We start from the raw sequence: 24,138 nt of genomic DNA on the forward strand, positions 1-24,138 counted from the left end.
TGCGGCAGACACAGTTTCCGCAGACACATTACAAGCTAAGTTGACGTTTGCGTCAGCGTAACGTGGCGTCACAGTGACGCTGACGTAATGTCAGGAAAAATTGACCTTGGGGTAAAGCAATTTTCAATCGGGAAATGACGCCCCGCTCCGAAAACAAAACGGGGGCCCGAGCCCCCGCTTAACCCTGCGCCAAAGCTGATTCGAACCGCTTTGGGCGTCAGGAGGACACCATTTTCGCAACATTGTCGCGCAGCGCCTTGAGGTCGGCGATCGCCACGTCGAGCTCGTTGCGCTGCTCCATCAACACGCCAAGCTGCCGGTCGGCGAGCTCGACCCAGACGCGGTTTTGCTCGTCGGTGCCCTTCTGATCATAGATCAGCAGCCATTGGCGCAGCTCCTCGAGCGAGAATCCGAACCGCCGCCCGCGCAGGATCAGCGTCATCCGGGCGATCTCGCGCGGGCCGTAGAAGCGCGATCGGCCCTCCTTTTGCGGCGAGAGAAGCTCGATATATTCGTAATAGCGCAGCGTGCGCGGCGTGACATCGAACCGCGCGCACATCTCCTTGAAGCTCAGAACATCCGCCATCTTGCGCCTCCATCCTGGCGTGCAAGCTAGACCTTGGTCGCGCGGGCTTCAACATGCTTTCCGCATGGGCAGACGTTTCGGTTCAGATCCCGTTCGCATATGCCGCAACGGAATCTCGCCCCGCGCGCGCGGCGGCCCCTTGCCCGTCCGGCGCCCGCGCGGGATAGTCGCCCGGTCACGGGCCGGAGCGGAGAAGACAGCATGACCGATTCCAGCGGGGTCTCGATGAGCCCCGAAAACGCCGCCAAACTCGATCTTGCGCGTCAGTTCATCCAGTCGATCCCGCACAGCCATGCGCTGGGCATGCTGCTCGAGGAGATCGGCGGCGGCAAGGCGGTGATCTCGATGCCCTGGGATGAGCGGCTCGTCGGCGATCCGCGCACCGGGGTGATCTCGGGCGGCGCGATCTCGGCCTTGATGGATACCTGCTGCGGGGCGGCGGTGATGAGCCACCCGGCCGCGCCCGCCGGCACCGCGACGATCGACCTGCGCATCGATTACATGCGCGCCGCCACCCCCCGCCAGCGCATCACCGCCCGCGCCGAGGTCTATCATATCACCCGCTCGGTCGCCTTCCTGCGCGCCACCGCCATCGACGAGGAGGCCGGCCTGCCGGTCGCGACCGCCACCGGCGCCTTCACCGTCGAACGTGTCAAAGGGGGCGCGAAATGAGCCGTCCGAAGCCCGAACCCGTGCAAGTGGTGAAGCAACGCCGCGATAATGCGCTCAAGATGCTGGTCTCCGGCGTGCCCTATATCCGGTTCCTCGGTATCGAGTTCGACCGCCGCGGCGACGAGCTGACCGCGACCTTGCCCTTTGACGAGAAGCTGATCGGCAACCCGATGCTGCCGGCGCTCCATGGCGGGGTGACGGCGGCCTTTCTCGAGGTCGCGGCGCTGGTGGAGCTGAGCTGGTCGATGCTGTGGGAAGATCTCGAGGCCGGGCGCTTCGATCTCACCAAGCTCGATCCCGCGCATCTGCCGCGGATGCCGAAAACCATTGATTTCTCTGTGGATTATCTGCGCTCTGGGCTGCCGCGCGATGCCTATGCCCGGGCGCGGGTGAACCGCTCGGGGCGCCGCTATGCCTCGGTTCATGTCGAGGCCTGGCAGGATAACCGCACTCGGCCCTTCGCCCAGGCGACCGGGCATTTCCTGATGCCCGCCCCCGAAGAGGGCTGAGGTGAGCCCGCCCGGACCGTCGCCCGAGGCGCCGCTCAGCCACCGCCGGATCCTCAAGATCGCGGCGCCGATCGTGCTCTCGAATGCGACGGTGCCGCTGCTCGGCCTCGTCGATACCGGCACCGTGGGCCAACTCGGCGCCGCGGCGCCGATCGGCGCGGTGGGGGTCGGCGCGGTGATCCTCTCGGCGCTCTACTGGGTCTTCGGCTTCCTGCGGATGGGCACGACCGGCCTCGTGGCCCAGGCCGCGGGCGAGGCCGACGCGGCCGAGGTCTCCGCCGGGCTCTGGCGCGCGCTGATCGTGGCCTTTCTCGCCGCGATGGCGCTCATCGCGCTGCAAGGCCCGCTCTTCTGGGCGGCGTTCCGCCTCGCGCCGGCGAGCCCCGAGGTCGAGGCGCTCGCCCGCGATTACCTCACCATCCGGATCTGGGGCGCGCCCGCCACGATCTCGCTTTACGCCTTCACCGGCTGGCTGATCGCGGTGGAGCGCACCCGCGCGGTGCTTGCGCTGCAACTGGTGATGAACGGCATGAATGTCGCGCTCGATCTGTGGTTCGTGCTGGGGCTCGGGCTCGGGGTGAAGGGGGTGGCGGTGGCGACGCTGCTCTCCGAGATCAGCGGGCTGGCTCTGGCCTTCTGGCTCGCGCGCGCGGCGCTGCGCCCGGGTGCGATGCGCCTCGCCACGCTTCTCGACCGCGCGCGGCTCGGCCAGATGGCGCGGGTCAACACCGATATCATGATCCGCTCGGTGGCGCTGCAGGGCGCCTTCACCGCGTTCACCTTCCTCGGCGCGGGGCAGGGCGACCGCACCCTCGCGGCAAACCAGATCCTGCTCCAGTTCCTGTCGATCACCGCCTATGCGCTCGACGGCTTCGCCTTCGCCGCCGAAAGCCTCGTCGGCCAGGCGGTGGGCGCGCGCGCCCCGGCCCGGGCGCGCCGCGCGGCGATCGCGACAAGCCAATGGGGTGCGGGCGGCGCCCTCCTGCTTGCCGCGCTCTTCGCGCTGGCCGGCCCCGCGATCATCGACGCGATGACCCCCGCCCCCGAGATCCGCGATACCGCGCGCCTTTACCTTCCCTGGCTCGTCGCCGCGCCGGTGATCGGCGTCGCAAGCTGGATGTTCGACGGCATCTTCATCGGCGCAACCCTGACCCGCGAGATGCGCAACACCATGCTCGCCTCGGTCGCGCTCTATGCCGCGCTCGCCGCCGCGCTGATCCCGCTTTTTGGCAATCACGGCCTCTGGGCCGCGCTGATGGGCCTCAACATCGCCCGTGCCGCGACCATGGCCGCGCTCTACCCCCGCGCCGAGGCCAAGGCCCGCCGTTGAATTTGCGTATTTGGGCCAAGAAGAAGGGGAGCGCGCGGCCCCCCTTCAACGATGTCGAAATATCCCGGGGGGCCCGGAACGGGCGGGGGCGGCGCCCCCGCCGCCGTTACCGCCCGCGGATCATTCCCATGATGTCGAGCGTCTCCTCGAGGATCGGCTGCGCGATCGCGCGGGCGCGCGCGGCGCCCTCGCTGAGCGTGCGGTCGATCTCGGCCGGGTCCGCCATCAGCCGCCCCATCTCGCGCGAGATCGGCTCGAGCTTCGCCACCGCGAGATCGGCGAGTGCGGGTTTGAACGTGCCAAAGCCCTTGCCGCCAAACTCGCCCAGCACCGCCTCCGGGCTCATGTCCGCGAGCGCGGCGTAGATATTGACGAGGTTGCGCGCTTCGGGGCGCGCCTCGAGGCCTTCCATTTCGAAGGGCAGCTCGGCCGGGTCGGTCACCGCCTTGCGGAACTTCTTCGCGATCGTGTCGGCATCATCGGTGAGGTTGATCCGGCTCGCATCCGACGGGTCGGATTTCGACATCTTCTTCGAGCCGTCGCGCAGGCTCATCACCCGCGTCGCCACCCCCTCGATCAGCGGCTCGGGCGAGGGGAAGAAATCGGTCTTGTAGTCATGGTTGAACTTCGCCGCGATATCGCGGGTCAGCTCGACATGCTGTTTCTGATCCTCGCCCACCGGCACCATCGTCGCGTGATAGGTCAGGATATCGGCCGCCATCAGCGCGGGATAGGCGAAGAGCCCGAGCGATTGTTTCTCCGCGCTCTTGCCGGCCTTGTCCTTCCACTGCGTCATGCGGTTCATCCAGCCCATCCGCGCGACACAGTTGAGAAGCCAGCCCATCTCGGCATGCGCGCTGACCTGGCTCTGATTGAAAAGCACCGAGCGCGTCGGGTCGACGCCCGAGGCGATGAAGGCCGCCGCCGCCTCGCGGGTCTGGCGCTTGAGGTCTTCGGGGTCTTGCCAGACCGTGATCGCATGCAGATCGACGAGGCAATAGATCGTCTCGATCCCCTCATCTTGCTTTTGCGCGAACCGCTTGAGGGCGCCGAGGTAATTGCCCAGCGTCAGGTTGCCCGAGGGCTGGATCCCGGAAAAGATCCGCGGTTTGAACTTGGCGTTGAGATCGGCAGGCTGGTCGGTCATGGTTTGGCTCCGGGCTGGAAAATCGGATGCCGAGGGCTTATCGCTAAAGCGCGCGGGAGGCAACCGAAGCCGCCCGCCCGGGAAGGGAGACCCCATGCGCGACGGTTATGACGAACATCCGATCAACCCCCTGCCGCCGGTGGTCTGGCTGCTGGCGATGCCGATCCTTTTGGGCGAGCTTGCCTTCGGGGCGGCGCAGGCGGGGCTTCTGGGCCCCTCCGCGATCGGTCTGCGGATGGATCTGGTGCAGCGTTTCGCCTTCGACCCCGATATCGCGCGGGCGATGGTCGAGCAGGGCGTCTACCCGTGGTGGCATGTGATGCGCTTTGTGACCTATCCGTTCGTTCATGGCTCGGTGACCCATGCGCTGATGGTGCTCGTGTTCATCCTGGCGCTGGGCAAGATGGTGGGCGAGATCTTCGCGGGCTGGGCGGTGGCGGCGGTGTTCCTCGGCGCGAGCGTGGTGGGCGCGCTGGTCTACACGGCGGTGCCCTTCGCGCAGGGCGCGCTCTTTGGCGGCTACCCGGGCGCCTATGGGCTGGTGGGCGCCTTCACCTGGCTCCTGTGGATGCGGCTGGCGCAATCGCGCGCGCCGACGGGGCGGGCGTTTTCGCTGATCGCGGCGCTGATGGGGATCCAGCTTCTCTTCGGGCTGATCTTCGGCGGCCGCCCGGACTGGATCGCCGATTTCTCCGGTTTCGCGGCGGGCTTCGGGCTCAGCTTCGTGGTGGCGCCGGGCGGATGGCGGCACCTGCTGGCGAAGCTGCGCGCGCGCTGATCAGCCCGCCTTGCGGCGCAGGAACCGGCGCAGATCGCCCGTGCGATAGGCGCCAATGAGCGCGCCGAGGCCGAAATAGACCGCGATCCCCGAGCCGCAGAGCAGCCCGAGCGCGCCCCAGCGCGCGCCGCGCTCGGCCAGCATCGGCGCGAGCCAATCGGCGGTCATCCAGAGCTGCGCCCCCATCGCGGCCGAGGCCGCCACGATCCGCCACAGCCGCGCCCAGAACCGCGCATCGGGCCGCGCGGCCTCGCCCATGTGGCGCGCCCCCCACCAGAGCTGGCCGACCATCACCCAGCCCGAGACGGTGGTGGCCAGAGCCGCCGCCATGAAGCCCATCACCGGCATCATGCCCACCGCAAAGCCCGCGTTCACGATCATCGACACCACCGCGAAATAGAACGGCCGGCGGGTATCCTCGCGCGCGTAGTAGAGCGGCTGGAGCACCTTTTGCAGCACGAAAGCCGGCAGCCCGAGCCCATAGGCCGCGAGCGCGAGCGCCGTGGCGGTGGTATCCTCCGCCCGCCACGCGCCGCGGTCGTAGAGCACCGAGATCAGCTCTTGCGAGATCACCACCAGCGCCACCGCCGAGGGCAGCGTCAGGAAGAGCGCAAACTCCGCCCCGCGCGAGAAGCTCTCGCGCCCGGCGGCGTGATCGCCCGCGCGCAATTGCCGCGAGAGCGCGGGCAGAAGCACCGTGCCGATCGCGATGCCCACGACGCCGAGGGGGAGCTGATAGAGCCGGTCGGCGTAGCTCAGCCAGGCGACCGCGCCCTCGGTGAAGGAGGCGACCTGGCGCCCGACGAGAAGGTTGATCTGCACCACCCCCCCGGCCAGAACCGCGGGCCCCGCAATGATCAGCAAGCGCCGCAGATCCGGGGTCATCCGCGGAATGCCCGGCAGCAGCGTATAGCCGAGCCTATGCGCCGAGACCCAGGTGAAGGCGAATTGCGCCACCCCGGTGACCGGCACCGTCCAGGCGAGCGTGAGCCCCATATCCCAGCCAAAGACCGCCGCCAGCCACATCGCGAGGATGAACAGCAGGTTCATCAGCACCGGCACCAGCGAGGCCTCGGTGAAATGGCCAAAGGCGTTCAAGACCCCGGAGAGGAGCGCCACGAGCGAGATGAAGAGGATATAGGAAAAGCCGATCTGGCCATAGAGGACCGCCAGCCCGAACCGCTCATCGCCCGCAAACCCCGCCGCCATCGCCCAGACCAGCCAGGGCATCGCCAGCGTGCCGATCACGGTGAAGATCATCAAAACCGCCGAAAGCCCCTTGAAGGCGTCTTTCGCAAAGCCCTGCGGGTCGTCGCCCGCCTCGAGCTTCTTGGCGAACATCGGCACGAAGGCCATGTTGAAGGCGCCCTCGGCGAAAAACCGGCGGAACATGTTGGGCAGCGAAAACGCCACCAGGAAGGCCTCGGCCACCGGGCCCGAGCCGAGATAGGCCGCGATCATCATGTCGCGGGCAAAGCCGAGGAAGCGGCTCCCCAGCGTCCACAGCCCCACCGTCAGGAAGCCGCGCAGCAAGCGGATCGGCTGCATTCAGTTGCCCGCCCGTTTCGCGCCCGAGGTGATCGCCTCGCGCAGGCGCTTGTCGAGCGCCTCTTGCTTCGATTTCGCGTGCAACTTCAGGCCGAACATGTCCTTGACGTAGAAGGTGTCGACCACCTGCGCGCCATAGGTCGCGATCACGGCCGAGGCGATATAGATGTTCGAGGTCGCGAGCGCGCGGGTCAGGTCATAGAGCAGGCCGGGCCGGTCGCGGGTATCTACCTCGACGATCGTGTAGATATCCGAACCCTCGTTGTCGAAGGTGACATGGGTCGGGAAGCGGAACTCGCGCTCGCGCTTCTTGAGCTTGTCGCGGTCCTTGAGCGCGTCGCGCGCCACCACCTCGCCCTTCAGCGTCTTGTCGATCATCTGGCGCAGCCGCGGCAGGCGGGCGGCCTCATAGGGGTGGCCCTCGGCATCCTGGATCCAGAAGACCGCGGTCGCATAGCCGTCCTTCGAGGTATAGGTGCGCGCATCGACCACGTTGGCGCCCACGAGCGCCAGCGCCCCGGCGAGCCGCGAGAAGATCCCCGGGTGATCGGCCAGCGCAAAGGCCGCGCGGGTCGCGTCATGGTCGGGGTCGGGGTGCAGGTCGATGCGGATCTCGTTATCGCCCAGATCGCGCAAGAGCTCGGCAAAGATCACATGGGTCTCGGTCGAGAGCCCCTGCCAATAGGGGTCGTAATGGCGCGCAGCCTCGGCGCGCAGATCCTTCGCCTCCCAGGCCCCGAGCGCCTCGCGCAGCGCGCGCTTGGCGTCGTTCGAGCGTTGCTCGCGGTTGACCGCCTCGAGCCCATGTTCGAGCGCGCGCGCGGTATCGGAATGCAGCCGCCGGATCAGCGTGGCCTTCCAGTTGTTCCAGACATCGGGCCCGACGCCGCGGATATCGCACACCGTCAGCACCGTCAGCAGATCGAGCCGGCGCTTCGATTTCACCAGCTTGGCGAAATCGCGGATCGTGCGCGGGTCGGAGAGATCGCGTTTTTGCGCCACATCGGACATCAGGAGGTGATGGCGGATCAGCCATTCCACCGTCTCACATTCCTCGGCGTTCAGCCCGAGCCGCGGGGTGATCTTGCGCGAGATCTGCGCGCCGAGGATCGAGTGATCCTCCGGCCGGCCCTTGCCGATATCATGGAGCAGGAGCGCCACATAAAGCACCCGCCGGCTGACGCCCTCTTTCAGGATATGCGAGCTCAGCGGCAGCTCTTCGACCAGCTCGCCGCGCTCGATTTGCGCGAGCGTCGAGACCACCTGGATCGTGTGTTCGTCCACCGTGTAGCTGTGATACATGTTGAACTGCATCATCGCCACGATCGGCTCGAATTCGGGGATGAAGGCCGAGAGCACGCCAAGCTCGTTCATCCGGCGCAGGCTGCGCTCGGGGTTGCCGTGCTTGAGCAGCAGATCGAGGAAGATCCGCTGCGCCTCGCGGTTCTCGCGCACTTCGTCGTCGATCAGATCGAGATGGGCCGAGATGATCCGCATCGCATCGGGGTGGATCAACATGCCGGTGCGCAGCGCCTCCTCGAAGATGCGCAGCAGGTTGAGCGGATCGGCGAGGAAGGCGCGCTTGTCGGAGACGCTGATCCGGCCGTTATCGTCCAGAAACGGCGCCTTGAGCGGCTTGCGGCGGCGGAAGAGCCGCTTGAGCACCGGCGGGCGCTTGACGTGCTGGGCCTCGAGCGCGGTGAGGAAGATCCGCGTCACCTCGCCCACCACCGTCGCGTGGCGGAAATAGGCCTGCATGAAGACCTCGACCGCGCGGCGCCCGGCGGTATCGGCATAGCCCATCCGCGCGGCCACCTCGACCTGCATGTCGAAGGTGAGCTGATCGGCGGCGCGATGCGCGATCAGGTGCAGATGGCAGCGCACCGCCCAGAGGAAATCCTCCGCGTCGCGGAAGCGCTGATATTCCTCGGCGGTGAAGACCCCGAGCGGCACGAGCTCGGCCGCCTTGTGCACGCCGTGGATGTATTTCGCGATCCAGTAGAGGGTTTGCAGGTCGCGCAGCCCGCCCTTGCCCTCCTTGACATTGGGCTCGAGCACATAGCGCTGGCCGCCCTGGCGGCGATGGCGCTGGGCGCGCTCCTCGAGTTTCGCCTCGATGAATTCCGGCCCGGTGGTGCGGAAGAGATCGTTGCGCAGCCGGTCCTCGAGCTGGGCCGCGAGCGCGCTGTCGCCGCCGACGAGGCGTTGCTCGAGAAGCGCGGTGCGGATCGTGATGTCCTCGCGCCCGAGCCGCAGGCAATCGTCGATCGTGCGCGAGGCATGGCCGACCTTGAGCTTGAGATCCCACAGCATGTAGAGCATCGATTCGATCAGCGCCTCGGCCCAGGGGGTGATCTTCCAGGGCGTCAGAAACAGCAGATCGACATCGGAGGCTGGCGCCATTTCGGCGCGGCCATAGCCCCCCACCGCCAGCACCGCGAGGCGCTCGGCCTCGGTCGGGTTGGCGAGCGGATGCAGCTTCGTGCGCGCCACATGCATCACCGCGCGCACGATCCCGTCGGTCATCAGCGCATAGTGGGCGACGGTCTCGCGCGCCGAGCGCGGATGGCCGCGGAAATCGGCCTCGATCCAGGCGGTGGCCTCCTCGCGGGCGCGGTTCAGGAAAGCGACCGTTTCGGCGCGCAGCGCGCGCGCATCGGCCTCGGGGCTCAGCGCGGTCTCGAGCGTTGCGATCAGCGCGTCATGAGACAGAAGCAACGGCGCCCCGGCGATTGCCGGGGCGGAAAGGGGCGTATCGGTCACGGTCTTGCCATTCGCTGAGAAGCCTCGGGAGCGCGGTCAGCGCGGGGGCCGCCCGCGCCGCCGCAAGGGGGGGGCGGGGTCAGAACCCCGCGCCGCCAAAGGAGCGGGGGGCGGGGTCGATCACCACGGCCTGGCCCGCGCGGACCTCGGCGATGGCGAGGCCACGCTCGTTGGTGCCATCGGGGCGCAGCCGGAAGATGCCGTTGACGCCCACAAAGCCCGCGCCCTGGGTCAGCGCCGAGCGGGTCAGCGCGCTCTGATTGCCCGATTTGACCAGCGCGCCGATCGCGGCGATGCCGTCATAGGAGAGCCCGGCGATCGAATGCGGCGCAGCGCCGAACGCGGCCTGGAAGCGCGACTGGAACTGTTGGTTGAGCGCCGGATCGGGCAGCGCGAACCAGCCGCCCTGGGTGCCCGGCAGCGAGAGCGTCGCGGTCGGGATATCCCAGCGCGTCAGGCCGAGGAACTTGGTCTTCGCCGGGTCGACGCCCTGCTCAGGCAGAAGCTGCGTCAGCAACGGCAGCGCGCCCGCGGTCCGCGCGGTCATGAACAGCGCATCGACATCGCCCGCCTTGACGCGCGCCGCGATCCCCGGGACCGCATCGACCACGCCTTGTTGCGAGAACGGATAGGTCGCGGTGCCCACGATCTGCCCGCCCGAGCGCGACACCGCCGCCTGAATGGCGCGCGCGCCGATCTCGCCGGCGGTGGTCTGCTCGTTGACGATCATCACCCGTTTCTTGCCCTGCGAGACCGCATAGCTCGCCAGCCGGTTGGCGGTGTTCGGGAAGGTCAGGCCGAGCACGAAGAGGTTGCCCCCCGCGATATCGGTGTTGTTCGAGAAGGAGAGCACGTTGACATCGCGGCTCGCGACGGCCACGGCGGCGGCGTTGGCCTCCTCGGCGAAGACCGGCCCGAGGATGATCTTGGCGCCGTCATCGACGGCTTTCGAGGCCATCTCGGCGGCCTTGCCCGCATTGCCGGCGGTGCTGTAGACGCGCAGGTCGATCTTGACGCCCTCGAGATCCGAGATCGCGAGCTCGGCGGCCTGTTTGAGCGAGGCCGCGAGCGTTTCATCGCCCGAATTGCCCGAGCCCGACGGCACCAGAAGCGCCACCGGCACCGGCGCGCCCGTGTCGATCGTCTGCCCGCCGTTCGAGCCCCCGCTCGCCATCGGTTGGCAAGCCGCCAGCCATGCGGCAGACAGAAGCGCGCCGATTCTCAAGAGCGGGTTGCGGGGCTTACGTAAAGTGGCAAACATGACCGAGGCCTCTGATCCGGGGGCTGGGGTAAAATACCCGCGAACCCTAAGCGCTTCGCGGCGCGAAGTAAACGCGGCAGGTAAAGCGAAAGGCACGACAATGAGCGAAACGCACGAGGCCGGCAGGTCTTTGCCGCAACCGGGGCCGGGCGCGGGGCGAAAGCCGCTCGGGCCGGGGCTCTACTTCATTGCGACCCCGATCGGGGCCGCGCGCGACATCACCTTGCGCGCGCTCGATATTCTCGCCTCGGCGGAGATGATCGCGGCCGAAGATACCCGCACCCTGCGCCATCTGATGGAGATCCACGGCATCGCCTTGGGGGATCGTCCGCTCGTCTCCTATCACGATCATAACGGCGCCACCGCCCGCCCGCGGATCCTGCGCGCGCTGGAGGAGGGCCGCTCGGTCGTCTATGCCTCCGAGGCGGGCACGCCGCTCGTTGCGGATCCGGGCTATCAGCTCGGCCGCGCGGCGATCGAGGCGGGTGTGCCGGTCTTTGCCGCGCCCGGCCCCTCCGCAGTGCTGGCGGCGCTGACCGTCTCGGGCCTGCCCTCGGATCGCTTCCTCTTCGCGGGCTTCCCGCCAAACACCGCGAGTGCGCGGCGCAAATGGCTCAAGGAGTTCGCGGCGATCCCGGCAACGCTGATCTTTTATGAATCGCCCAAGCGCGTCAGTGAAATGTTAACCGATCTTGTGACAACCTTCGGAACAGATCGACAGGCGGCGGTCTGCCGCGAGTTGACGAAGAAATTTGAAGAGGTGCGCCGCGGGACGCTGTCGGAACTGGCAGAGGCATTCGCGGGGCAAAGCCCGAAGGGCGAGTTCGTGGTGCTGATCGATCGCCCCCGCGGGCGACAGGCCGGGCCAGAGGATGTGGAGGCCGCGCTGCGGGAAAGACTGGCGCGGATGAGTGTGAAAGATGCGGCGGCAGAGGTGGCCGAAGCGTTGGGTCTGCCCCGGCGCGAGATCTACCAGGCCGCTTTGGCGATGGAGAAGGACGAATGAGCGGAGCACGATCCTACTACGCCGGCCTCGCCGCCGAAGGGCAGGTGGCCAATCTCTATGAGCGTGCCGGCCACCGAATCGCGGCACATCGCTGGCGTGGGAGATACGGCGGCGAAATCGATCTGATCGCGCGCGACGGAGACACGGTGATCTTCGTCGAAGTGAAGCAAGCCAAGACCCACGCCTGGGCGGCCGAACGCCTCTCGCAGCGGCAGATGCAGCGGATCTGCCTGTCGGCCGAAGAGTTCATCGCGCGGGAATTTGGCGCGGCAAACATCAATGTGCGGTTCGATCTCGCGCTCGTCGATGAGATGGGCCGAATTGAAATTCTCGAGAACGCGTATCACGGCAACTGAGGCGCGATTGCATCGCTGTGCCGAACCGGGCATCAAGGACGCAACGAAAGGGGGCGCCCATGGCCTTGAAAGTTGCAATCCAGATGGATCCGATCGCATCCATCAATATCAACGCCGACAGCACCTTCCGCCTGGCGGAGGAAGCGCAGGCGCGGGGGCACGAGCTCTTTTACTACACGCCGGACAAGCTCATCTACCGCGAGGGCAAGGTTCTGGCGCGGGGCTGGCCGCTGACGGTGCGTCGCAAGATTGGCGATCATTTCACGCTGGGTGACGAAGCCGAGGTGGATCTGGCGGGGTTCGATGTCGTGTGGTTGCGGCAGGATCCGCCCTTCGACATGGGCTATATCACGACGACGCATGTGCTCGAGCGGATCCATCCGCAGACGTTGGTCGTCAATGACCCGTTCTGGGTGCGCAACTCGCCCGAGAAGCTGCTCGTTCTGAATTTTCCCGATCTGACGCCGCCGACCCTGATCGCGCGCGATCTCGAGGCGATTCGCGCCTTCAAGGCGGAGCATGGCGACATCATCCTCAAGCCGCTTTACGGCAATGGCGGGGCGGGTGTGTTCCGGCTCGATCCGAACGACCGCAATCTCGCCTCGTTGCACGAGCTTTTTACCGGCATCAACCGCGAGCCTTTGATCGCGCAGAAATATGTTCCGGCGGTGGTGCAGGGCGACAAGCGGATCATCTTGGTCGATGGCGAGCCGGTTGGCGCGATCAACCGGGTGCCGGCGGCGGGGGAGACGCGCTCCAACATGCATGTCGGCGGGCGGCCCGAGAAGGTCGGCCTGAGCGCGCGGGATCGCGAGATCTGCGCAGCGATCGGGCCGGTCTTGCGCGAAAAGGGACAGATCTTTGTCGGCATCGATGTGATCGGCGACTGGCTGACCGAGATCAACGTGACCTCGCCCACCGGCATTCAGGAGCTTGAGCGCTTCGATGGCGTCAACATCGCCGAGAAGATCTGGCAGGTGATCGAAGCCAAGCGGGCCGCGATGTGAGCCGGCGGCAGGCGCTTCTCAACGGTCTGCTGCGGCTGACCGCGAAGCGCTATTTCGCCCGGGTGACCGATCCGCGGCAGGCGCGCCTTGATATGGAGCGCGCCTGTGCGCGGATGTTGCGCGCCCCGCCGGGTACGGTGGTCGTCGCGGTGCCGATCGGGCCGGGCGGGGCGGTGTCGATCCGCTCCGGGCGGGGGCAGGCCTCGGGCAAGATCTGTCTCTATTTTCATGGGGGCGGCTATATATCGGGCTCGCCGCAGACCCATACCCCAATGGTTGCGCGTCTTTCGCGGCTGGCGCGGGTCGAATGTGTCGTGCCGCGCTATCGGTTGGCGCCCGAGGCGCCCCATCCAGCCGCCTTCGAGGATGCGATCGCGGCCTGGCGGGACCTGCGGGCGCGGGGCTATGGGCGGCGCGATATCGTGATCGGCGGCGATAGCGCGGGGGGCGGGCTGGCGCTCGCGCTTCTTGCGCGGCTGTGCGAGACGGGCGAAGCCCCGGCGGGGCTGATCGCCTTTTCGCCCTGGACCGATCTGTCGGGCGCGGGCGCGTCTTTGGCGCAAAACGCCGGCCGCGACCCGATGTTGCCGGCCCATCGCTTCGAGGAGGCCGCGCAATTCTACTTGCAGGGGGCGCCGGCCCGCACCGCCACCGCCTCGCCCCTTTTCGCCGCCTTCCCCGCTTGCCCGCCGGTTTTCCTGCAATGCTCCGACAGCGAGATCTTGCGCGATGACACGCTGCGCATGGCGGCGCATCTGCGCTCCTTTGGCGCCGAGGTCACGCTCCAGGTCTGGCCGGGCGCGCCGCATGTCTGGCAGATGTTCGACGGCTGGATCCCCGAGGCCCGCGCGGCGCTGGCCGAGGCCGGCGCGGCGGCGCGCAAGATGCTCAGCCTGCCACCCCGCTGAGCCGATAGCCGATCGCCTCGGCGAGATGGGGCACGCGCACCGCCTCCGAGCCGTCGAGATCGGCGATCGTGCGCGCGACCCGCAAGATCCGGTGATAGCCGCGCGCGGTCAGCCCGATCCGCTCGGCCGCGCGCATCATCAGCGCGCGCCCCTCGGCATCGGGCGCGGCGATCTCTTCCAAAAGCGCGCCCTCGGCCTCGGCATTGACCCGCACGCCCGGCGCCTGCGCAAACCGCGCCGCCTGCACCGCGCGCGCCCGCGCCACCCGCTGCGCCACCGTGGCCGAGCTGTCACCCGCGGGCGGCGTCTCGAAGGCCGAGAGGCTCACCGCCGGCACCTCGATGCGCAGATCGAACCGATCCATCAGCGGCCCGGAGATCCGCCCGAGATACTCCGCCCCGCAGTTGGGCGCGCGCGAACAGGCCTGCGCCGCATCACCCAAATGCCCGCAACGACAGGGATTTGCCGCCGCCACCAGCAGGAACCGGCAGGGGTAGCGCACATGGGCATTGGCGCGCGCCACCACCACCTCGCCGGTCTCGAGCGGCTGGCGCAGCGTCTCGAGCACGGCGCGCGGATATTCGGGGAATTCGTCCATGAACAAGACGCCGTTATGCGCCAGGCTGACCTCGCCCGGCCGCGCGCCGCGCCCGCCGCCGATCATCGCCGCCATCGAGGCGGTGTGGTGGGGCTCGCGGAACGGGCGCTGGCGCGAGATCCCGCCCTCGGCCAAAAGCCCCGAGAGCGACTGGATCATCGAGGTTTCGAGCGCCTCGGCGGGGCTGAGCGGCGGCAAGATCCCGGGCAGGCGCGCTGCGAGCATGGATTTTCCGGCGCCCGGCGGGCCGATCATCATCAGGTGGTGGCGCCCCGCCGCGGCCACCTCGAGCGCGCGTTTGGCACGCTCCTGGCCCTTGATGTCGCGCAGGTCGCGCAGGGTCTCGGGGGCTGCGACCTCGCCCGGGCGGGCGCGGGGCAGGGGGGCTTTCTGGCTCAGATGGCGGATCGCGTCATTGAGGGTCGCGGGCGCGAACACCGAGGTCGCGGCGACCCAGGCCGCCTCCGCCCCGCAAGATTTCGGGCAGATCAGCGCGCGCTCCTCCTCGGCCGCGGCCATCGCCGCGGGCAGCGCGCCCGCCACCGCGATCAGCCGCCCGTCGAGCGCGAGCTCGCCGATCGAGACCACCGTTTCGACCTCCTCGCGCGGCAGGATCTCGATCGCGGCAAGCACCGCCAGCGCGATCGGCAGGTCGAAATGCGAGCCTTCCTTCGGCAGATCGGCGGGCGAGAGATTGACCGTGATCTTCTTCATCGGCAGCGCGATGGCGAGCGCGCCAAGCGCCGCGCGCACCCGCTCGCGCGCTTCGGAGACCGCCTTGTCGGGCAGCCCGACGATGGCAAAGCCCGGCATCCCGTGCGAGAGCGCGCATTGCACCTCGACGAGGCGCGCCTCGACGCCTTCGAACGCTACGGTATAGGTTTTCGCGACCATGCCTGCCCCCGGTTTTGGTTAACCGTAGCGGCGGCTTCTTTAAGAATGGTTAACGCTGTCGCGCACGAGCGCCATGAATTGCGGCCAGGCGGCGGGGTCGGCGAGCGTCTTGTCGCGGCAAAACGGGTTGCAAAAGCCGTAGACCCGCCCGTCGAATTCGAGAAAGTCGCTGACCGGTTTGCCGGAATAAGGGCAGGCGGTGTTGACCGAGGGGCCCTCGGTCGCGCGCGCGGGGAGCGGCGCGGGGCCGGGCCAGGGCCGGGCCTGCCAGTCGCGGCGGTAGAAGGGCTGATCTTGCCCCTCCGCCAGCCCCATCGCGCGCCAGCGGCGGAAATTCGGCTCGGTCAGTTGCGCCTCGATATAGCTGTCGAATTCCGCGCCGATCGGCAGGTTATACCCCGCGATCCGCGCCGCGACCGGCGCAAAGAACGCATCCGCCGCGCACCATTGGCCAAAGAGCCACGGCCCGCCGGCGCCGAACCGCGCCCGCGCCATCGACCACAGCGTCTTGATCCGCGCGAGATCGAGCAGCACCTCATCGGGGGGTGCGCAATCGACATAGCTCACCCGCAGGTTCATCGGGCAATGGCTGCGCAGCGCCGAAAAGCCCGAATGCATCTCCGCCGCAAGCCAGCGCGCCACCGCCCGCGCGCTCGGGTCCGCGGGCCAGAGCCCGACCTCGGGGTGCCGCTCGGCCAGCGTCTCGGCGATCGCGAGCGTCTCGCCGATGATCGTGCCATCGGGCAGCCGCAGCGCCGGCACCAGCCGCGCGGGCGCGAACCGGCTCAGCAAGTCATTGAAATCAGGGGAGTAAAGCCGCCCGGTCAGGACCGTGACCGGGATCCCCGTGCGCGCAAACAACAGCCAGCCCCGCAGCGACCAGCTCGAATAGCTCCGATCCCCGATCGCCAGTTGATAGCCCATGATCACCCCTCAACACCGATCCCGACAGGCTAACACCGATTTGTGAGCGCCGAAACGCACATTTCAGCGGAACATTTTTTTGTGAGAATCATTCTAAACTGGAAGACAAGCCGCCCGCTCTGCGCCATGATGTTAGCGCTGAGCACGCCACAAGTGGGTTGGGAGACCCGGGAGACTGAGATGGCACTCGAAGGAATGACCGATGAAAGCCTGCCGCGCGAGGCGATGCGTGCGGAATTTCTCGACGCCGAGACCGAGGCGGAACTGGCGCGCGCCTGGCGTGACCGGCGCGATGAGGCGGCGCTGCATCGCCTCGTGATGGCCTACATGCGGCTTGCGGTGTCGATGGCGGCCAAATTCCGCCGCTATGGCGCGCCGATGAACGACCTGATCCAGGAGGCCTCGCTCGGGCTGATGAAGGCGGCCGACAAGTTCGACCCCGACCGCGGCGTGCGCTTCTCGACCTATGCGGTCTGGTGGATCAAGGCCTCGATCCAGGAATTCGTCATGCGCAACTGGTCGATGGTGCGCACGGGCTCGACCTCTTCGCAGAAGTCATTGTTTTTCAACATGAAACGGGTTCAGGCGCAGGTCGAGCGCGAGGCCGATGCCGAGGGCGTGGCGCTCGATGGCGCGCAGGTGCGCCAGCGCATCGCCGAGCTGATCGGCGTGCCGCTCGCCGATGTCGAGATGATGGAGGGCCGGCTTGCGGGCTCGGATTTCTCGCTCAACACGCCCCAGGGCGGTGAGGAGGAGAGCCGCGAATGGGTCGAGACGCTGGCCGACGACGGCGAGACCCCCGAGGAGCGGGTCACCGGCAGCCATGACGGCGCGCTGATGCGCGGCTGGCTCGGCGAGGCGATGGGCCGGCTGAGCGATCGGGAGCGGTATATTGTCACGGAACGGCGCCTGATCGAGGAGCCGCGCACCCTTGAAAGCTTGGGCCAGGAGCTCGGTCTGTCGAAGGAACGCGTGCGTCAGCTCGAGGCGCAGGCCTTCGGCAAGATGCGCAAGAGCCTTGAAACCCATGGGCAGGAGGTTGCAAGCTTCTTCGCATGAAAAAGCTTGCCTCTCTGTTAACCTTCCTTGCCGCGCTGCCTGCGGCGGCCGAAGAAATCACCCCCGCGGATCTGCCCGCGAAACTCGCCGAGGCGCGGCCGGAGATTGCCGTCCTCGGCGAGATCCATGACAACCCCGCGCATCATCTCGCCCAGGCCGCGGCGGTGGCCGCGATGCGCCCGCGCGCGCTCGTCTTCGAGATGTTGACCCCCGATCAGGCGGCCAAGGTCACGCCCGAGCTGCGGCGCGATCCGGCGGCGCTGGGCAAGGCGCTCGGCTGGGAGGAGGCGGGCTGGCCCGATTTCGCGATTTACGCGCCGATCTTTGCCGCCGCGCCCGAGGCGCTGATCGTCGGCGCGGCGCTCCCGCGCGAGGAGGTGCGGCGCGCGATGGCCGAGCCGCTCGAGCGGGTCTTTGGCCCGGATGCCGCGCGCTATGGGCTCGATCAGCCCTATCCGGCGGCGGAGCAGGCCGCGCTCGAGGCCGAGACCCAGGCCGATCATTGCGGCGCGCTGCCTGAGGAGATCCTGCCCGGGATGGTCGCGGCGCAGCGGCTGCGCGACGCGGCCTTTGCCCGCACCGCGGTGCGCACGCTGAAGGCGGTGAGCGGGCCGGTGGCGGTGATCACGGGCTCGGGCCATGCGAGGAACGACCGCGCCGTGCCCGCGATGATCGCGCGGGCGGTGCCGAGCCTGCGGGTCGTCTCGCTCGGTCAGCTCGAGGCCGCGCCGGGTGAGGCGGTTGGCCCCGATCTGCCCTATGATTGGTGGATCGTGACGCCCCCCACGCCCCGCGAAGACCCCTGCAAGGCCTTCCAGTGAGCTTGCGCGCCCGGCCCCCCGCGCCTAAAGCTGTGGCAAACGGAGGGGCGGATGCTGGCGGGTAAGCGAATTCTTCTGATCATCGGCGGCGGCATCGCGGCCATCAAGGTGCCCGAGCTGATCCGGGGCCTGCGCGGCGCGGGGGCCTCGGTCACGCCGGTTCTGACCCGCGCGGGGGCCGAGTTTGTCACGCCGCTCTCGCTCGCGGCGCTGGCCGGTGCGCCGGTCCATTCCGAGCTCTTCGACCTCACCACCGAGGCCGAGATGGGCCATATCCAACTCTCGCGCGCGGCCGATCTCGTGGTGGTGGCGCCGGCGACGGCGGATCTGATGGCGAAGATGGCGGCGGGGCTCGCCAATGATCTCGCCTCGACGCTGCTTCTGGCGACCGACAAGCCGGTGCTGATCGCGCCGGCGATGAATGTGCGAATGTGGGAGCATGCCGCGACGCGCCGCAACCGCGCCCAGCTTGCCGCCGACGGGGTGCGCTGTGTCGGGCCGAACGCGGGCGCGATGGCCTGCGGCGAGTTTGGTGAGGGGCGGATGGCCGAGCCCGCCGAGATCCTCGCGGCGATTTCCGCAGCGCTGGCCGAGGGGCCGCTGAAGGGGCGTCACATCCTCGTGACCTCCGGCCCGACCCATGAGCCGATCGACCCGGTGCGCTATATCGCGAACCGCTCCTCGGGCGCGCAGGGCACCGCGATCGCCGCCGCGCTGCGCGATCTGGGCGCCGAGGTGAGCTTCGTCACCGGCCCGGCGAGCGTGCCCCCGCCCGCAGGCGTGCGGGTGATCCGCGTCGAGACCGCGCGCGAGATGCTCGCCGCCGTCGAGGCCGCGCTGCCCGCCGAGGCCGCGATCTTTGCCGCGGCGGTGGCCGATTGGCGGGTGGAAAACGCCGCCGGGCAGAAGATGAAGAAGGATGGCTCGGGCCGCGCCCCCGCGCTCGACTTCGCGGAAAACCCCGATATTCTCGCCACCGTGTCGAAAATGGCCGCCGGACGACCGCGGCTTGTGGTGGGTTTCGCCGCCGAGACCGAGACCGTCGAGGCCCATGCCGCGGCCAAGCGCGCGCGCAAGGGCTGCGACTGGATCGTGGCCAATGATGTGAGCCCGGCGACCGGGATCATGGGCGGGGCGGAAAACGCGGTGACGATCATTGATGCCGCGGGCGCCGAGGCCTGGCCGCGGATGGGCAAGGATGAGGTGGCCCGGCGGCTCGCCGCGCGCATCGCCGCGGCGCTGGCGGCGGATTGAGATGTTGATTTTGCGTATTTTTTCCAAGAAGAAGCTGCGGGTTTCTTCTTGGCCCAAATACGCAAATTCCGACCGCACGGCGGGGCGGGCGGCTGGTGGAGGGCGAGATGATTGAGCCGGTGATCAAGGTTGTGCGCGAGGATTGGGCGGACCCGGAGGTCGCTCTGCCGCGCTATGAAACGGCGGGGGCGGCGGGGGCCGATCTGCGCGCCAATCTCGCGCCCGAGGATCGCGCTTCGGGCTTCACGCTTTACCCGATGCAGCGCGCGGTGATCCCGACGGGGCTGCGCGTCGAGATCCCGGAGGGCTTCGAGATGCAGATCCGCCCGCGCTCGGGGCTTGCGCTCAAGCACGGCATCAGCCTGCCCAACACGCCCGGCACGATCGATTGCGATTATCGCGGGCCGCTGGGGGTCTTGCTGATCAATTACGGCAGTGAGCCCTTCCTGATCACCCATGGCGAGCGGATCGCGCAGGCGGTGATCGCGCCGGTCATTCAGGCGCGCTACGAGATCGCCGAGGGCCTGGGCGAGACCGCGCGCGGGGCGGGCGGTTTCGGCTCGACCGGGCGGGGCTGAAGGGTGGGGGGGCTCTGGCTCCTGATCGGGCTTGGCGTGGCGGGCGGGCTCTGGCGGCGCGGGCGGCGGGCGCTCTGGGCCTTGGCGGGGGCGCTCTGGCTCGGCTTTGTCGTGGCGAGCTTCCTGCCCGCGGGGCCTCTACGCGAGATCGGCGGCGGCACGCGCGCGGGCTGGCTGGCGCTTGGTGTCGTGGCGGGGCTGGGCGGGCTTTATGGCTGGGGCCTCGGGCGGCTGCGCGCGCGGGCGCGCCCCGCGCCCGAGGCCGCGAAGGGCCCCTTCTCCGAGACCGAGCTCGACCGTTACGCGCGCCATATCCTGTTGCGCGAGATCGGCGGCGCCGGGCAAAAGCGGCTGAAAGCGGCGCGGGTTCTGGTGATCGGCGCGGGGGGGCTCGGCTCGCCGGTGCTGCTTTATCTCGCCGCGGCCGGGGTGGGCGTGATCGGCGTCGTCGATGATGACACGGTCTCGAATTCGAACCTGCAACGCCAGGTCCTGCACCGCGACGCCGATATCGGCGTGCCGAAGGTGTTTTCGGCCGAGGCCGCGCTGCGCGCGCTCAACCCGTTCATCGAGATCCGCCCCTACCGGCGCCGCCTCGGGCCGGCGGATGCGGCCGAACTGATCGCGGAGTATGATCTCGTGATCGACGGCTGTGACAATTTCGAGACCCGCTATCTGGTCAACGCGGCCTGTGTCGCGGCGGGCAAGCCCTTGATTTCCGGCGCAATTGCGCAATGGGAGGGGCAGCTTTCAGTCTATGACCCGGCGCGGGGTGCGCCCTGCTATGCCTGTGTCTTCCCGCAGGCGCCGGCGCTGGGGCTCGCGCCCTCTTGCGCCGAGGCGGGGGTGGTCGGCGCGCTGCCCGGCGTTGTCGGCGCGATGATGGCCACCGAGGCGATCAAGGAGATCACCCGCGCGGGCGCCTCGGCGCGGGGGCGGCTGATGATCTATGACGCGCTCTGGGGCGAGAGCCGGCAGATCGCGGTGCATCCGCGCGCGGGCTGCCCGGTCTGCGGCGCCCATCAAAACCCCGCGTGAGCCCTTCCCCTCGGCCGCGCGCCGCCCTAGCTTGGCCGCAAAGGAGATCTCGCGATGACCAACCCGCTTCTGGCCGACTGGACCGGCCCCTTCGCCCTGCCGCCCTTCGCCGCGCTCAAGGATGAGGATTTCGGCCCCGCGTTCGACGCCGCCTTGGCGCAGGCGCGCGCCAATATCGCCGCGATCGCCGCCAACCCCGAAGCGCCGAGCTTTGCCAATACGATCGAGGCGATGGAGCGCGCCGAGGCGCTGCTCGACCGGGTTTCGGGCGTTTTCTACAACCTCGCCGGCGCCGACAGCACGCCCGCGCGCGAGGCACTGATGCGCGATCTGGCGCCGAAAATGGCGGCTTTCGCCTCCGAGGTCACGATGAACGGCCCGCTTTATGCGCGCATCGCGACGCTCTGGGATACCCGCGAAAGCCTCGGCCTTAGCCCCGAACAGGCGCGCGTGCTCGAGCTCTACCACCAGATGTTCGTGCGCTCGGGCGCCGGGCTGAAGGGCGCCGCCGCCACCCGCATGGCCGAGATCAAGGAGCGCCTCGCCGTCCTCTCGACCGCGTTCTCGCAAAACCTGCTCGCCGATGAACGCGACTGGTTCCGCCCGCTTGCCGAGGCCGATCTCGAGGGCCTGCCCGAGTTCGTCGTGGCGGCCGCGCGCGCCGCGGGCGAGGAGCGCGGCCAGCCCGGCCCGGTCCTCACCCTCAACCGCTCGCTGATCGTGCCCTTCCTGCAATTCTCGCCGCGCCGCGAGCTGCGCGAGATCGCCTATGAGGCCTGGGTTGCGCGCGGCGCGAACGGCGGTGCGAGCGACAACCGCGCGAATGCCGCCGAGATCCTCGCGCTGCGCGAGGAGCGCGCCAAGCTCCTCGGCTATGCGAATTTCGCCGCCTACAAGCTCGAAACCGAGATGGCGAAAAGCCCCGATCAGGTCCGCGCGCTTCTGATGCGCGTCTGGGCGCCCGCCAAGGCCAAGGCCGAGGCCGATGCGGCCAAGCTCACCCAGATGATGCATGCCGATGGCATCAACGGCGATCTCGAGGCCTGGGATTGGCGCTATTACTCGGAAAAACGCCGCGTCGCGGAACATGATTTCGACGAGGCCGCGCTCAAGCCCTATCTCTCGCTCGATGCGATGATCGGCGCGGCCTTCGACACCGCGCAGCGCCTCTTCGGGCTCGAGTTCCGCCCGCTCGAGGGGCCCTTCTACCACCCCGATGTCCGCGGCTGGGAGGTCACCCGCAAGGGCCGCCATATCGCTGTTTTCTTTGGCGATTATTTCGCGCGCGGCTCGAAACGCTCGGGCGCCTGGTGCTCGGCGATGCGCTCGCAAAGCCGGCTCGCGGGCGAGGTCGCGCCGATCGTGGTCAATGTGTGCAACTTCACCAAGGGCGCGCCGGCGCTCCTGAGCTATGACGATGCGCGCACGCTCTTCCATGAATTTGGCCATGCGCTCCACCAGATGCTCTCGAACGTGACCTATCAGTTCATCTCCGGCACCTCGGTCGCGCGCGATTTCGTCGAGCTCCCGAGCCAGCTTTACGAACATTGGCTCGAGGTGCCCGAGGTGCTCGAACGCCACGCCCGCCATTACGAGACCGGCGCGCCGATGCCCGCCGCGCTGCGCGAGAAACTTCTCGCCGCGAGCACCTATGATCAGGGCTTCGCGACGGTCGAATATATCGCCTCGGCGCTCGTCGATCTCGAGTTCCACGACGGCCCCGCGCCGCAAGACCCGATGGCGAAACAGGCCGAGATCCTCGCCGCGATCGGCCTGCCGAAAGCGATCCGCATGCGCCACGCGACACCGCATTTCGCCCATGTCTTCTCGGGCGACGGCTATTCCGCGGGCTATTACAGCTACATGTGGTCGGAAGTGATGGATGCCGATGCCTTCGCCGCCTTCGAGGAAACCGGCGATGCCTTCAACCCGGAAGTCGCGCAAAAACTGGAGGAATTCATCCTCTCGGCCGGCGGCTCGCGCCCGGCCGACGAGCTCTACACCGCGTTTCGCGGCAAGATGCCGGGCGTCGAGGCGCTGCTGCGCGGCCGGGGCCTCCTTGAAGAGGCCTGATCCCGGCCCCGCTGTCGCAAAGAGCGTATTTGGGCCAAGAAGAAGGGGAACCTCCTCCCTTCATCTTGCCAAAAATATCCCGGGGGTCCGGGGGCGGCGCCCCCGGCCTCAGAGATGTTTCCAGACATCCATATGGATGATCACATCCGCTTGCGGATAGGCCTCGAGGATCGCGCGCTTGAGGCTCGCGGCGATCTCATGCGCGGCCTCGAGGCTCTGCTCGCCATCGAGCTCGATATGGATCTGCACGAAGAGCCGCGCGCCGGCGGTGCGGGTCTTGAGGTCGTGGAAACCGCGCACGCCGGGCCAGATCTGGGCGATCTCGGCGATCCCTGCGATGATCTCGGGCGAGGCCGCGCGGTCCATCAGCGCGTGCCACGCCCCGAGCCCGATCTCCGCCGCCCCGCGCAGCATGATCGCCGCCGCGACCAGCGCGACGATGCTGTCGACCCGCGTCCAGCCGAACCGCTCCGAGACCCACAGCGCGACCATCGCCCCGATCGTCGGGATCAGATCGCCGACATAATGAAGCATGTCGGCCGCCACGACCTTGTTGCCGGTGCGCTTGGCGACGCGGCTTTGCCAGCCCACCAGAAACAGCGTCACCGCCGCCGAGGCCGCCATCACCGCGATCCCCGCGCCCTCTTGCGCGAGCGCCTGCGGGGCGGGCGAGACGAGCCGCGAGACCGCCGCCACCGCAATCGCGCCCGCCGAGCCCGCCACGAACAGCGCCTGGCCGAGCGAGACGAGATCCTCGACCGAGCTGTGGCCGAAGGCGTGGTCCTCATCGGCCGGCCGCGCGGCATAGATGATCGCGCCGAGCCCGGCGGCCGAGATCAGCAGATCCATCGCCGAATCCGCGAGCGAGGCCGCGATCGAGAGCGCGCCGGTGGTCCACAGCGCCCAGAGCTTGAGCGCGACGAGGAACCCCGCCACCGTGACGGAGGCGAGCCCTGCGGAGAGGTTCAGACGGGTGTGATCTTGTGGGGCGGCCATGGCGGGGGAGATTCGATACCGGGGCCCCTGCC

Annotated in this window: 22 protein-coding genes; 14 read left to right on the top strand and 8 right to left on the bottom strand. The window is 68.4% G+C overall.

Annotated features, from left to right (window positions below; all coding sequences use genetic code 11):
• Positions 1 to 217 precede the first annotated feature (217 nt).
• Positions 218 to 586 (bottom strand): MerR family transcriptional regulator, encoded by a 369-nt coding sequence (locus LPB142_RS03790; protein WP_068767170.1) that lies wholly within the window; start codon positions 584 to 586, stop codon positions 218 to 220.
• Positions 587 to 787: 201 nt separating this feature from the next.
• Here LPB142_RS03790 and LPB142_RS03795 point away from each other — a divergent pair, with 201 nt between their 5' ends.
• The 3 genes from LPB142_RS03795 to LPB142_RS03805 are packed head-to-tail and all read left to right on the top strand — an operon-like array spanning position 788 to position 3,097.
• Positions 788 to 1,258, top strand: coding sequence for a PaaI family thioesterase (locus tag LPB142_RS03795; RefSeq protein ID WP_231879067.1), 471 nt, complete (start codon positions 788 to 790; stop codon positions 1,256 to 1,258).
• A complete protein-coding gene (locus LPB142_RS03800; RefSeq protein ID WP_068767169.1) occupies positions 1,255 to 1,767 on the top strand; it encodes a PaaI family thioesterase in 513 nt (170 codons plus the stop codon). The genes LPB142_RS03795 and LPB142_RS03800 overlap by 4 nt, the downstream gene beginning before the upstream one ends.
• 1 nt (position 1,768) lies before the next feature.
• Positions 1,769 to 3,097: an MATE family efflux transporter gene (locus tag LPB142_RS03805; protein ID WP_071165561.1), complete on the top strand. Its 1,329-nt coding sequence runs from the start codon at positions 1,769 to 1,771 to the stop codon at positions 3,095 to 3,097.
• 106 nt (positions 3,098 to 3,203) lie between these two features.
• On the opposite strand, the gene trpS is transcribed toward LPB142_RS03805, so the two are convergent.
• Complete coding sequence (gene trpS / locus LPB142_RS03810; protein ID WP_071165562.1) at positions 3,204 to 4,244, bottom strand: tryptophan--tRNA ligase; 1,041 nt, start codon at positions 4,242 to 4,244, stop codon at positions 3,204 to 3,206.
• Between the two features lie 94 nt (positions 4,245 to 4,338).
• Between trpS and LPB142_RS03815 the strand changes: the two genes are divergently transcribed.
• The gene (locus LPB142_RS03815; RefSeq protein WP_071165563.1) at positions 4,339 to 5,022 is read left to right on the top strand and encodes a rhomboid family intramembrane serine protease; all 684 of its coding nucleotides are present in this window, start codon (positions 4,339 to 4,341) and stop codon (positions 5,020 to 5,022) included.
• Here the strand turns inward: LPB142_RS03815 and murJ are convergent, their stop codons facing one another.
• The 3 genes from murJ to LPB142_RS03830 all read right to left on the bottom strand — a co-directional run bounded on the left by murJ (position 5,023) and on the right by LPB142_RS03830 (position 10,594).
• On the bottom strand, positions 5,023 to 6,570 hold the full coding sequence (gene murJ / locus LPB142_RS03820; RefSeq protein ID WP_071165564.1) for a murein biosynthesis integral membrane protein MurJ: 1,548 nt from the start codon (positions 6,568 to 6,570) through the stop codon (positions 5,023 to 5,025).
• Positions 6,571 to 9,333: a [protein-PII] uridylyltransferase gene (locus tag LPB142_RS03825; RefSeq protein ID WP_071165565.1), complete on the bottom strand. Its 2,763-nt coding sequence runs from the start codon at positions 9,331 to 9,333 to the stop codon at positions 6,571 to 6,573.
• A gap of 79 nt (positions 9,334 to 9,412) precedes the next feature.
• A complete protein-coding gene (locus tag LPB142_RS03830) occupies positions 9,413 to 10,594 on the bottom strand; it encodes a penicillin-binding protein activator (RefSeq protein WP_071165566.1) in 1,182 nt (393 codons plus the stop codon).
• A 100-nt stretch (positions 10,595 to 10,694) separates the two neighbouring features.
• Between LPB142_RS03830 and rsmI the strand changes: the two genes are divergently transcribed.
• The 4 genes from rsmI to LPB142_RS03850 are packed head-to-tail and all read left to right on the top strand — an operon-like array spanning position 10,695 to position 13,871.
• Complete coding sequence (gene rsmI / locus LPB142_RS03835; protein ID WP_071165567.1) at positions 10,695 to 11,600, top strand: 16S rRNA (cytidine(1402)-2'-O)-methyltransferase; 906 nt, start codon at positions 10,695 to 10,697, stop codon at positions 11,598 to 11,600.
• Positions 11,597 to 11,956 carry a YraN family protein gene (locus LPB142_RS03840; protein ID WP_071165568.1) on the top strand — a complete coding sequence of 120 codons (360 nt, stop codon included), beginning with the start codon at positions 11,597 to 11,599 and terminating at the stop codon, positions 11,954 to 11,956. The genes rsmI and LPB142_RS03840 overlap by 4 nt, the downstream gene beginning before the upstream one ends.
• Before the next feature lie 59 nt (positions 11,957 to 12,015).
• A complete protein-coding gene (gshB, locus tag LPB142_RS03845; protein ID WP_068767160.1) occupies positions 12,016 to 12,963 on the top strand; it encodes a glutathione synthase in 948 nt (315 codons plus the stop codon).
• Positions 12,960 to 13,871 carry an alpha/beta hydrolase gene (locus tag LPB142_RS03850; protein WP_071165569.1) on the top strand — a complete coding sequence of 304 codons (912 nt, stop codon included), beginning with the start codon at positions 12,960 to 12,962 and terminating at the stop codon, positions 13,869 to 13,871. The genes gshB and LPB142_RS03850 overlap by 4 nt, the downstream gene beginning before the upstream one ends.
• On the opposite strand, the gene LPB142_RS03855 is transcribed toward LPB142_RS03850, so the two are convergent.
• Together LPB142_RS03855 and LPB142_RS03860 are read right to left on the bottom strand one after the other, a co-directional pair.
• Positions 13,852 to 15,363, bottom strand: a complete 1,512-nt coding sequence (locus LPB142_RS03855) for a YifB family Mg chelatase-like AAA ATPase (protein WP_071165570.1) — start codon at positions 15,361 to 15,363, stop codon at positions 13,852 to 13,854. The two genes, LPB142_RS03850 and LPB142_RS03855, sit on opposite strands and share 20 nt — an antisense overlap.
• A gap of 39 nt (positions 15,364 to 15,402) precedes the next feature.
• Positions 15,403 to 16,287, bottom strand: a complete 885-nt coding sequence (locus LPB142_RS03860) for a glutathione S-transferase N-terminal domain-containing protein (protein WP_071167114.1) — start codon at positions 16,285 to 16,287, stop codon at positions 15,403 to 15,405.
• A gap of 180 nt (positions 16,288 to 16,467) precedes the next feature.
• On the opposite strand from LPB142_RS03860, the gene LPB142_RS03865 reads away from it, so the two are divergent.
• From LPB142_RS03865 to LPB142_RS03890, 6 genes are all read left to right on the top strand, one after another.
• Positions 16,468 to 17,346, top strand: coding sequence for an RNA polymerase factor sigma-32 (locus LPB142_RS03865; RefSeq protein WP_071165571.1), 879 nt, complete (start codon positions 16,468 to 16,470; stop codon positions 17,344 to 17,346).
• Positions 17,343 to 18,167: a ChaN family lipoprotein gene (locus tag LPB142_RS03870; protein WP_071165572.1), complete on the top strand. Its 825-nt coding sequence runs from the start codon at positions 17,343 to 17,345 to the stop codon at positions 18,165 to 18,167. Before LPB142_RS03865 ends, LPB142_RS03870 begins: the two co-directional genes overlap by 4 nt.
• Before the next feature lie 51 nt (positions 18,168 to 18,218).
• Positions 18,219 to 19,421 (top strand): bifunctional phosphopantothenoylcysteine decarboxylase/phosphopantothenate--cysteine ligase CoaBC, encoded by a 1,203-nt coding sequence (gene coaBC / locus LPB142_RS03875; protein ID WP_071165573.1) that lies wholly within the window; start codon positions 18,219 to 18,221, stop codon positions 19,419 to 19,421.
• A gap of 110 nt (positions 19,422 to 19,531) precedes the next feature.
• A complete protein-coding gene (gene dut / locus LPB142_RS03880) occupies positions 19,532 to 19,999 on the top strand; it encodes a dUTP diphosphatase (RefSeq protein ID WP_197474257.1) in 468 nt (155 codons plus the stop codon).
• Positions 20,000 to 20,002: 3 nt separating this feature from the next.
• Positions 20,003 to 21,037 (top strand): HesA/MoeB/ThiF family protein, encoded by a 1,035-nt coding sequence (locus LPB142_RS03885; RefSeq protein ID WP_071165574.1) that lies wholly within the window; start codon positions 20,003 to 20,005, stop codon positions 21,035 to 21,037.
• Between the two features lie 54 nt (positions 21,038 to 21,091).
• Entirely contained in the window at positions 21,092 to 23,110 is a 2,019-nt protein-coding gene (locus LPB142_RS03890; protein ID WP_071165575.1) for a M3 family metallopeptidase, read from the top strand.
• Positions 23,111 to 23,218: 108 nt separating this feature from the next.
• Here the strand turns inward: LPB142_RS03890 and LPB142_RS03895 are convergent, their stop codons facing one another.
• Positions 23,219 to 24,106 (bottom strand): cation diffusion facilitator family transporter, encoded by an 888-nt coding sequence (locus tag LPB142_RS03895; protein ID WP_071165576.1) that lies wholly within the window; start codon positions 24,104 to 24,106, stop codon positions 23,219 to 23,221.
• Positions 24,107 to 24,138: the final 32 nt, after the last annotated feature.

The organism is Rhodobacter xanthinilyticus, assembly GCF_001856665.1.
GTDB classification, from domain to species: Bacteria; Pseudomonadota; Alphaproteobacteria; order Rhodobacterales; family Rhodobacteraceae; genus Rhodobacter; species Rhodobacter xanthinilyticus.

Bases quoted from the DNA above. Each gene is read 5' to 3' on its own strand.
- LPB142_RS03790 (WP_068767170.1), bottom strand. From the start codon at position 586: ATGGCGGATGTTCTGAGCTTCAAGGAGATGTGCGCGCGGTTCGATGTC.
- LPB142_RS03795 (WP_231879067.1), top strand. From the start codon at position 788: ATGACCGATTCCAGCGGGGTCTCGATGAGCCCCGAAAACGCCGCCAAA.
- LPB142_RS03800 (WP_068767169.1), top strand. From the start codon at position 1,255: ATGAGCCGTCCGAAGCCCGAACCCGTGCAAGTGGTGAAGCAACGCCGC.
- trpS (WP_071165562.1), bottom strand. From the start codon at position 4,244: ATGACCGACCAGCCTGCCGATCTCAACGCCAAGTTCAAACCGCGGATC.
- LPB142_RS03815 (WP_071165563.1), top strand. From the start codon at position 4,339: ATGCGCGACGGTTATGACGAACATCCGATCAACCCCCTGCCGCCGGTG.
- murJ (WP_071165564.1), bottom strand. From the start codon at position 6,570: ATGCAGCCGATCCGCTTGCTGCGCGGCTTCCTGACGGTGGGGCTGTGG.
- LPB142_RS03830 (WP_071165566.1), bottom strand. From the start codon at position 10,594: ATGTTTGCCACTTTACGTAAGCCCCGCAACCCGCTCTTGAGAATCGGC.
- rsmI (WP_071165567.1), top strand. From the start codon at position 10,695: ATGAGCGAAACGCACGAGGCCGGCAGGTCTTTGCCGCAACCGGGGCCG.
- LPB142_RS03840 (WP_071165568.1), top strand. From the start codon at position 11,597: ATGAGCGGAGCACGATCCTACTACGCCGGCCTCGCCGCCGAAGGGCAG.
- gshB (WP_068767160.1), top strand. From the start codon at position 12,016: ATGGCCTTGAAAGTTGCAATCCAGATGGATCCGATCGCATCCATCAAT.
- LPB142_RS03855 (WP_071165570.1), bottom strand. From the start codon at position 15,363: ATGGTCGCGAAAACCTATACCGTAGCGTTCGAAGGCGTCGAGGCGCGC.
- LPB142_RS03860 (WP_071167114.1), bottom strand. From the start codon at position 16,287: ATGGGCTATCAACTGGCGATCGGGGATCGGAGCTATTCGAGCTGGTCG.
- LPB142_RS03865 (WP_071165571.1), top strand. From the start codon at position 16,468: ATGGCACTCGAAGGAATGACCGATGAAAGCCTGCCGCGCGAGGCGATG.
- LPB142_RS03870 (WP_071165572.1), top strand. From the start codon at position 17,343: ATGAAAAAGCTTGCCTCTCTGTTAACCTTCCTTGCCGCGCTGCCTGCG.
- coaBC (WP_071165573.1), top strand. From the start codon at position 18,219: ATGCTGGCGGGTAAGCGAATTCTTCTGATCATCGGCGGCGGCATCGCG.
- LPB142_RS03890 (WP_071165575.1), top strand. From the start codon at position 21,092: ATGACCAACCCGCTTCTGGCCGACTGGACCGGCCCCTTCGCCCTGCCG.
- LPB142_RS03895 (WP_071165576.1), bottom strand. From the start codon at position 24,106: ATGGCCGCCCCACAAGATCACACCCGTCTGAACCTCTCCGCAGGGCTC.